Consider the following 3,230-nt stretch of genomic DNA (forward strand, 5'->3'; position numbering starts at 1 on the left):
GGCGCCGATGATGACGGCGACGTCGGTGAAGTCGACGGAATCGAAATCCTGCGTGCCGGCCGAGGTGCCATAGGTCTGGCCGAGCCCGTAGCCCGTCGGCGAATGGCAGACGCGTGCGCAGGTGTCGACATTGTTGTTGCGGAAACCCTGCCGCACCATCTTCTGGACGAGATAGGTTTCCTCGTTGGTGCAGCGCGACGAGGTGATGCCGCCGATCGCGGTGCGTCCGTACTGGTACTGGATGCGGCGGAATTCTTTCGCTGTATGGGAGATCGCCTCTTCCCAGCTCACTTCGCGCCACGGGTCGGTGACCTTTTCGCGGATCATCGGCGACAGGATGCGGTCCTTGTGGGTGGCGTAGCCATAGGCGAAACGGCCCTTGACGCAGGAATGGCCGTGGTTCGCCTTCCCCTCCTTATAGGGCATCATGCGAACGACTTCGTCACCCTTCACCTCGGCCTTGAACGAGCAGCCGACGCCGCAATAGGCGCAGGTGGTAACAGCCGAGCGCTCCGGCAGGCCCTTGGCAAGCACCGTCTTCTCGCGCAGCGCATCGGTCGGACAGGCCTGCACGCAGGCGCCACAGGACACGCATTCCGAATCGATGAACGCCTCGTGCATCCCCGCCGAAACCCGGGATTCGAAGCCTCGTCCCTCGATGGTCAGCGCGAAGGTGCCCTGCACCTCTTCGCAGGCCCGCACGCAGCGCGAGCAGACGATACATTGCGAGGCATCATAGGTGAAATAGGGGTTGGATTCATCGCGGGCGATGTAGTCGACCGCCAGCGAGCCATGGCCGGGCGCCACGCCACCTTCCGGCTTGACGTGGTTGCGGCCTTCGATGCCGTAGCGGTTCTCGGTCAGGCCGATCGACTTCGCCACCGCATCGAACTCGCTCGCGCCGGTTCCGGCCTGTTCGTTCCAGCCGGTCGGATGATCGGAGACGTAGAGCTCCATGACGCCGCGGCGAATGGCATCGAGCCGCTCGGTCTGCGTGCGCACGATCATGCCTTCGCCGACGGGCGTCGTGCACGATGCCGGCGTGCCGCCGCGTCCTTCGATCTCGACAAGGCAGACACGGCACGAACCGAAGGAGTCCAGCATGTCGGTGGCGCAAAGCTTCGGGATCTCGACCCCGCCTTCCATCGCGGCACGCATGATCGAGGTGCCTTCCGGCACGGTGATGCTGCGCCCGTCGACGTTCAGCGTGACCTGCTTCTGCGCCTTCGATTGGGGGGTTCCGTAGTCGATCTCTTCGACGAGGGAAGGGAAGTCGGCCTTGATGTTCACCTGCCAGCTCCTATTCGGCAGCCACGCGCACGGGCGCGGGCTTGAAGTCGTCGGGGAAATGGGTGATCGAGCTCATGACGGGATAGGGCGTGAAGCCGCCCAGCGCGCAGAGCGAACCGAACTTCATCGTGTTGCAGAGGTCGGTGACCAGAGCGAGGTTCTTCTCCGGCTCGATGCCCGCGACTATTCTGTCGATGGTCTCGACCCCGCGCGTCGAGCCGATGCGGCAGGGCGTGCATTTGCCGCAGCTTTCGATGGCGCAGAATTCCATGGCAAAGCGCGCCTGTTTCAGCATGTCGGCGGTGTCGTCGAACACCACGATGCCGGCGTGGCCGATCAGCCCGTCCTTGGCCGCGAAGGCTTCATAATCGAACGGCGTGTCGAACAGCGCGCGCGGGAAATAGGCGCCGAGCGGCCCGCCGCCCTGCACCGCCTTGACCGGACGTCCCGTGGCCGTACCGCCGCCGATATCGTCGATGATTTCGCCTAGCGTCATACCGAAAGCGGCTTCGAACAGGCCGGCATATTTGACGTTGCCGGCGATCTGGATCGGGATCGTGCCGCGCGAGCGGCCCATGCCGAAATCCTTGTAGAAGGCCGCACCCTTGTCCATGATGACAGGCACCGAGGCCAGCGAGATGACATTGTTGATCACCGTCGGCTTGCCGAAAAGCCCCTTATGCGCCGGCAGCGGCGGCTTTGCGCGCACCATGCCGCGCTTGCCCTCGAGCGAATCGAGCAGCGCCGTCTCCTCCCCGCAGACATAGGCTCCGGCGCCGACCCGGATCTCCATGTCGAACGCGTAAGGTGAACCCAGCACGCTGGCGCCAAGAACGCCGGCCTTGCGGGCGACCTCGACGGCCTTGTTCATCACCGCCACCGCATGCGGATATTCCGAGCGGACATAGACAAAGCCCTTGGTCGCGCCCGTGGCTATACCGGCGATCGTCATGCCTTCGATCAGCACGAACGGATCGCCCTCCATGATCATGCGGTCGGCGAAGGTGCCTGAATCGCCTTCGTCGGCGTTGCAGACGATGTATTTGCGGTCGCCTGCGGTATCGAGCACCGTTTTCCACTTGATGCCGGTCGGGAAGCCGGCGCCGCCGCGCCCGCGCAGGCCCGATTCGGTAACCTGGGCGACGATGTCGGCAGGCGTCAGTGCCAGCGCGTTCGTCAGTCCGTTCAACCCGCCATGCTTCTTGTAGGATTCGAGGGACAGCGGATCCGTGACGCCGCAGCGCGCGAAGGTCAGCCGCGTCTGCTTGGCCAGGAAGGGGATCTTGTCCGGCGTGCCCAGCCAGCGCTTGTGGTGGCCGCCGGTGAGGAAGCCGCCGTCGAACAGGCTTTTGACGTCGGACGGCTTGACCGGCCCATAGGCGACGCGGCCGTTCGCTGTCGCAACTTCGACCATTGGTTCGAGGAAATAGGCGCCGCGCGACCCGTTGCGCACGATCTTGGCTTCGATGCCGCGCTCGGCGAGTTCGCCGGCGATCGCCTTGGCGACCTTTTCGGCGCCAAGCGCCAGCGCACCGGAATCGCCGGGAATGTAGATACGCGGGATCATGAGCGCACCTCTGCAACGATCTCGTCGAGCTTCTCGTCATTGAGCCGCCCGATCACCTCGCCATCCAGCATTGCGGCGGGCGAACAGGCGCACAGGCCCAGACAATAGACCGGCTCCAGCGTCACCGAACCGTCGCGGGTCGTCTCATGGAAGCCGATGCCCAGCAATTGCTTCAGCTTGGCGGCGATGGCGTCCGAACCCATCGACTGGCAGGATTCCGCCTGGCAGAGCTTCAGCACATGCCGGCCTGCCGGGTGGCTTCGGTAATCGTGATAGAAGCTGACGACGCCGTGCACCTCGGCCCTGGAAATGTTCAGCGCCTCGGCGATGACCGGCAGCGCATCCTTGGGCACATGGCCGAACTCTTCCTGGA

General features: G+C 64.4%; 3 protein-coding genes. All 3 read right to left on the minus strand.

Features of this window, described 5'->3' with window-relative positions; all coding sequences use genetic code 11:
• The coding region (locus tag EN750_RS25600) for a 2Fe-2S iron-sulfur cluster-binding protein (RefSeq protein ID WP_127398206.1) at positions 1-1,290 on the minus strand (1,290 nt) is incomplete at its 3' end.
• A gap of 10 nt (positions 1,291-1,300) precedes the next feature.
• Positions 1,301-2,857 carry an NADH-quinone oxidoreductase subunit NuoF gene (locus tag EN750_RS25605; RefSeq protein WP_127398208.1) on the minus strand — a complete coding sequence of 519 codons (1,557 nt, stop codon included), beginning with the start codon at positions 2,855-2,857 and terminating at the stop codon, positions 1,301-1,303.
• Positions 2,854-3,230: formate dehydrogenase subunit gamma (locus tag EN750_RS25610; RefSeq protein WP_127379234.1), on the minus strand; the 377-nt coding region annotated here is incomplete at its 5' end. The genes EN750_RS25610 and EN750_RS25605, both read right to left, overlap by 4 nt.

It is taken from the genome of Mesorhizobium sp. M7A.F.Ca.ET.027.03.2.1, assembly GCF_003999175.1.
Lineage (GTDB): Bacteria > Pseudomonadota > Alphaproteobacteria > Rhizobiales > Rhizobiaceae > Mesorhizobium.

Excerpts from the sequence above, each read along its gene's own strand:
- EN750_RS25605 (WP_127398208.1), bottom strand. The coding sequence starts at position 2,857 with ATGATCCCGCGTATCTACATTCCCGGCGATTCCGGTGCGCTGGCGCTT.